Annotated in this window: 5 protein-coding genes; all 5 read left to right on the forward strand. The window is 46.9% G+C overall.

Going from position 1 to position 5577, the window contains the following annotated elements; translation table 11 throughout:
• Nucleotides 1-1541 (forward strand): PAS domain S-box protein (locus tag EA408_00225; protein ID TVR75512.1); only part of this gene is annotated, 1541 nt, incomplete at its 5' end.
• A gap of 12 nt (nucleotides 1542-1553) precedes the next feature.
• The gene (locus tag EA408_00230; protein ID TVR75513.1) at nucleotides 1554-2321 is read left to right on the forward strand and encodes a DNA-binding response regulator; all 768 of its coding nucleotides are present in this window, start codon (nucleotides 1554-1556) and stop codon (nucleotides 2319-2321) included.
• Nucleotides 2322-2593: 272 nt separating this feature from the next.
• Nucleotides 2594-3346 carry an outer membrane lipoprotein-sorting protein gene (locus EA408_00235; protein TVR75514.1) on the forward strand — a complete coding sequence of 251 codons (753 nt, stop codon included), beginning with the start codon at nucleotides 2594-2596 and terminating at the stop codon, nucleotides 3344-3346.
• A gap of 43 nt (nucleotides 3347-3389) precedes the next feature.
• The gene (locus EA408_00240; protein TVR75515.1) at nucleotides 3390-4616 is read left to right on the forward strand and encodes an ABC transporter permease; all 1227 of its coding nucleotides are present in this window, start codon (nucleotides 3390-3392) and stop codon (nucleotides 4614-4616) included.
• Nucleotides 4617-4642: 26 nt separating this feature from the next.
• Nucleotides 4643-5577 (forward strand): ABC transporter permease (locus tag EA408_00245; protein TVR75516.1); only part of this gene is annotated, 935 nt, incomplete at its 3' end.

Genomic DNA, 5577 nt, shown 5'->3' on the forward strand with positions numbered 1-5577 from the left:
CCCTTAATGCAAAGCTGGAAGAGGAGATTGAGGCCAGGGATGCCATTACGGCACAGCTGAAGGCAAACAAGGAGCAGATTAAAAGCATAATATCCAACCTTATAGGATTTACCTACAGATGTCTTCCCGACGAGGAGTGGAAAATGCTGTTCATTACCGACCAGGTGGAAGATATCACCGGTTACAGACCTGAAGATTTTACCGGACAAGGAAGGTCGTTCGCTTCGGTCATCCATCCCGGTGACCTGGGATCTGCCAGGGCAGTTATTTCTGAAGCAATAGCCGGAAGAAAGAAATTTGACCTCGACTACAGGCTGGTTAAAAAAAGCGGCGAGATTGTCTGGGTTCATGAAGCCGGCAGGGGTGTGTATGATAAAGAGGGGAAGGCGCTGTTCATTGACGGGATAGTAACTGATATCAGCGATAAGAAAAAGGCTGAGGAGAAGCTGCGGGAGACCCGTACACTTGTCAAAAACCTCACATCCAACCTGACCGGGGCAGTTTCCAGGTCATTATACGATGAGCATTTCACGACAAAATACTACAGCGAGAAGATATTTGACATAACCGGCTACAGTGCAGAGGACTTCATTGACAACAAAAACGTAAGGTTTACCGATATCATTTATCATGAGGACCTTGAAACGGTCAGGGAGCAAATCCGCGAAAGCGTAATTAACAACAAGCCATACTCTCTGGAATTCAGGTTAATCCATAAAAACGGACCGGTCATCTGGGTGCAGGAAAACGGCCGGCCGGTGTTTGACAAGGCCGGCAACACACTCTACCTTGATGGCATTACCATGGAAATTACCGAAAAAAAGAATTCAGAACAGGCCCTTCTGTATGCCAAGCAGGAGCTGGAACGGCTTAACCGCCAACTGGAAAAGACAGTTGAGGAGAGAACGGCAAAGCTGACCAAAGCAAACACCCAGTTGCTCAAGCTGCAGAAAGAGAACCTGCAATCGCAGTTTGAGGTACTTAAACAGCAGGTCAATCCGCATTTCCTCTTTAACAGCCTCAATGTGCTTACATCGCTGATCAAGGTCGATCCTGACCTGGCCGAGATGTTCACTGAAAAGCTGTCGAAAGTTTACCGCTACGTGCTGGAGAATAAAGAAAAGGACCTGGTGACCCTTGGTACTGAACTTGATTTTATAAAGGCATACCTGTTTCTGCTCAATATCAGGTTTGCCGGGAAAGTGCAGGTAAAAACCGATGTTGCAGATGCTGAAACTGACAAGCAGGTGGTTCCGATGGCCCTGCAATTGCTTATTGAAAATGCCATAAAGCACAACACCTTTTCGAGGAAAAGTCCCCTGAATATTGAGATATCGGCACAAGGAACAGGGTACCTGGCAGTAGTCAACAACCTGCAGAACCGGAAGACGCAAATGACATCGACCGGGGTGGGGCTTATAAACATAAGCAAAAGGTATTCGCTGCTGTCTGATGCACAACCTGTCTTCGAAATGGGCAGGAAAGAGTTCATTGCCAGGATACCCCTGCTGGATCATGATTATATCAAAGATGAGTATTAATATAAAAACAACGTGATGAGAGTAGTGATAATTGAAGATGAAACCCTTGCATCTGAGCGGCTGAAGAAGATGATCCTTTCATACGACAAGGATATAGAGATAATTGCCCAGCTTGAGTCGGTCGAGGAGTCGGTTGAGTGGTTCAGGGAGAATGCTCATCCCGACCTGATTTTTCTTGACATACACCTTGAGGACGACCTAAGCTTTGCCATATTTGAAAAAGTCGATATATCAAGCTCAATTATATTCACCACAGCATTTGATGAATATGCAATCAAGGCCTTCAAACTGAAGAGCATTGACTACCTTCTCAAACCGATAGTGCAAGAAGAGCTTAACTTGGCCCTGAAAAAATACCGTGAGATGACATCAGGCGGCCAACAATCAACCGACATCCATAAGCTTTACGAGCTTATTGTAAAAAAGGATGAGGGATACCGCGAACGGTTTTCTGTCAAGGTGGGTCAGAAAATAAAGACATTTGCCGTATCAGATGTCAGCTATTTCAGAAGCGAAGGCGGTTTCACGACAGCATGCCTGAAGGATAACAAAAACTATTACCTCGACCAGAGCCTTGATGCACTGACGAAAGAGGTTGACCCTGCCAGGTTCTTCAGAATTAACAGGCGGATGCTCGTATCGCTCGATTCGATAAAAGAGGTCCATATCCTTTCAACAAGCAGACTCAAGCTTGACCTTGAGCCCGGAACCGATGAAGATGCACTTGTAAGCATAGATAAGGTAACGCCCTTCAAGAAGTGGCTGGAGGGGCAGGAATAACATGCCGGACCGGTCAGCCTTGAGTCCCGTGCGGATCAGCCCCGTTAGGAAAAGCCTTCAATACCACCATGTCGCATTAACTAACAGACACCCGACAGGGTGTTTTTTTTGTGCCGGATTGGAGGTAAATGACCCATAAATAACCCGAAGCCATTCAACATAAATTTCCCGTCATTCATCGACATTTTGTTGCTAAACCATTGTCCTGATGGTATTTTTATGTTAGAAATTAAACTGACAGATATATAATAAATAACACTAAACTTAATCTTATGAAAACCAAAGGAACAATTCTGACAGCAGTTTTTCTGGCAGTTGCATCACTGGCCGTTAGCGGACAGGATGCAAAGGAAATACTTCGCCGGATGGAGTATAACATGAGGGGTGACGCCTCCTACGCCGAAATGACTATGGAGACGGTGAGGCCCCGCTATACCAGGGAGATCTCAATGAGGTCATGGAGCCTGGGAGACGACTTTGCCCTTATCTATGTAACCGCACCTGCAAGGGACCAGGGAACGGCATTCCTCAAGCGCGGAAATGAGATATGGAACTATGTACCCAATATCGACCGTACGGTCAGGATGCCTCCCTCGATGATGTCGCAGTCGTGGATGGGATCGGACTTCTCCAATGACGACCTTGTAAGGGGTGTTTCGGTTATCGAGGACTATGATCATGAAATGGCAGGAAGCGAGACCATCGACGGCCTGGAGTGCTACAGAATTGAGATGGTGCCCCACCCCGAAACACCGGTTGTGTATGAAAAGGTCAGATACTGGGTAAGCAAAAAGTATTACCTTCCCGTGAAGGTTGAGAACTACGATGAATACGGTGATCTGGTAAGCACAATTCACTTCAGGGATATAAAAACCATTGGCGGCAGGCCTATGCCGGCGGTTATGGAGATGATACCGGAGGACAAGCGCGGGCACAGGACCATACTGACATACCATGAAGCTGATTTTGATATTGATGTGTCAGAAGGCTTCTTCTCGATCCAGAACCTGACTTCAATCAGATAGTATCCTGAAAAAAAAGAAATTTTTAACCAATAAATCAATAAAAATGAAGCTATTACTAATTCTGGCCTGGAGAAACCTCTGGCGGAAGAAACGGAGGACCTTTATAACTGTAAGCTCTGTCCTGTTTGCCGTGGTCCTGGCAATAGCCCTGATGTCGCTCATTGAAGGGACAAGGGAGGTGATGATAGATTCGATTATCCACAATTCGACCGGCCACCTGCAGGTGCAGGATGCACTTTACCATGATGAGCCATCAATGGACCATGCACTCGAATACGGCGAGGAGGTAAAGAGTGCACTTGCAGAATATTCCGGGGTCATCAGCTATACAGTTCCCAGAATTCAGGGATTCTGCCTGGGTGCAAAGGAAATTGGTACACGGGGTGTATATGTAATGGGCATCGTCCCCGAAAAGGAGGACAGGATGAATGATCTCTCCTCGAAGTTGATCGAGGGTGAGATGTTCACCGATGAGGATCAATATGCGGTTATTGCAAAAGGCGTAGCCGATCTTCTTGACCTGTCGGTAGGCGATTCAATAGTGCTTATGGGTCAGGGGTTCCAGGGCATGACCGCTGCCGGGATATACAGTGTAGGCGGAATTGTCGAATTCAACCTGCCCGAGCAGAATAATACCATGGTATATCTTCCACTTAAGGAGGCGCAAATGTTTTTCGCTGCGCCTGAAAGATTGAGCAGCCTGATCCTGATGGTGGAGGACGAAGGTGTTGTTGATGAGCTGGCTGAGAATCTCAGAGCAGAACTGGATGATGAGTGGTATGCTGTAAAAACATGGGAGGAGCTTCTTCCTGATGCTGTTGCAGCACTCGAGGCCCGTGATGCACAGGTAAAGGTGTTTGCATGGATCCTGTACATTGTGGCCGGCTTTGGCATCTTCGGAACCATCATGACCATGATGTATGAGCGTCTGAGGGAGTTCGGGATATTGCTGTCGATCGGACTGAAACGTACGCAGTTGTCGGCAATATGCCTGCTGGAAACAGTATTCATGAGCCTGCTGGGGGTATTATGCGGTGTGGCAGTCGGCTACCCTATAATGTACTGGCTGAACAGGAACCCGATACCGCTTAAGGATGAACTTGCCGAGGTCATGCTGGATATGGGCTTTGAGCCTGTGCTGCCCTTCTCGGTGGCACCGGACATATTTATCTACCAGGGTATCACGATATTCTTCATTGCCCTCGTTGTAAGCCTCTATCCTGTAAAGAAGGTTTTCAGACTGGATATGATCAGCGCTGCAAGAAAATAGAATAATAAAAATTTAATATACATACCATGAAGACACTGATAAAAATATCATGGAGGAACATCTGGAGGAACAGGTCCCGGTCCGCTACCATAATCACAGCTATTGTTCTCGGACTGATGGGCGGGGTTTTCTCAGCCGCTATGCGGTTGGCGCTGGAACAGCAGCAATTCGAAGACACCATTGACAACCAGGTTTCCCACATACAATTACATCATCCAGATTTTATTGCTAACCCTGAAGCTCAGTACCATATTGCCGGGGGAATCGAAATTGCATCAGAAATATCGCAAAGAGATGACATCACGGTGGCATCACCCCGCACGGTGGTTGACGGCATGATCGCCTCGGCCAACATGAACGCCGGTGTAAGGATAAAAGGCATTGACCCTGAAATTGAAGCGCGGACTACCGGACTGGATGAGCTGCTGACAGAAGGGACATATTTAAACGATAACGGCAGACTCCCTTCGATAGTGATAGGTCAGGCACTTGCAAATAATCTGAATTCAGGCGTGGGTTCACGCCTTGTGCTCACCTTCCAGGATATTGAAGGTGAAATTGTGAGTTCATCATTCCGGGTAGAGGGCATCTATAAACTCACTTCCAAAAGTTTTGAAGAGAGGACGGTCTTTATCAATGCCTCAGATCTGAACAGGATAATCGGAGAGGATGATATTGTAACTGAGATAGCCGTAGTTTTAGAAAATCCTGATGACTATCGCGAGGTTGCAGAAATATTAAGCGGACTGTACCCTGACACGAAGGTGCGTCACTGGGCGGACCTGCAACCGGCACTTTATTATTCGCTTGAGGTTCTCGGTGAGGCCCTGATCTGGATATTGATAATCATTATTATGGCCGTCTCTTTCGGATTGCTTAACACGATACTGATGTCGATCCTTGAAAGGGTAAGAGAGCTGGGAGTCCTGCTTGCAGTAGGCATGAAAAGGAGGAAGGTATT

The sequence above is a fragment of the Marinilabiliales bacterium genome (assembly GCA_007695015.1).
Taxonomy (GTDB): domain Bacteria; phylum Bacteroidota; class Bacteroidia; order Bacteroidales; family PUMT01; genus PXAP01.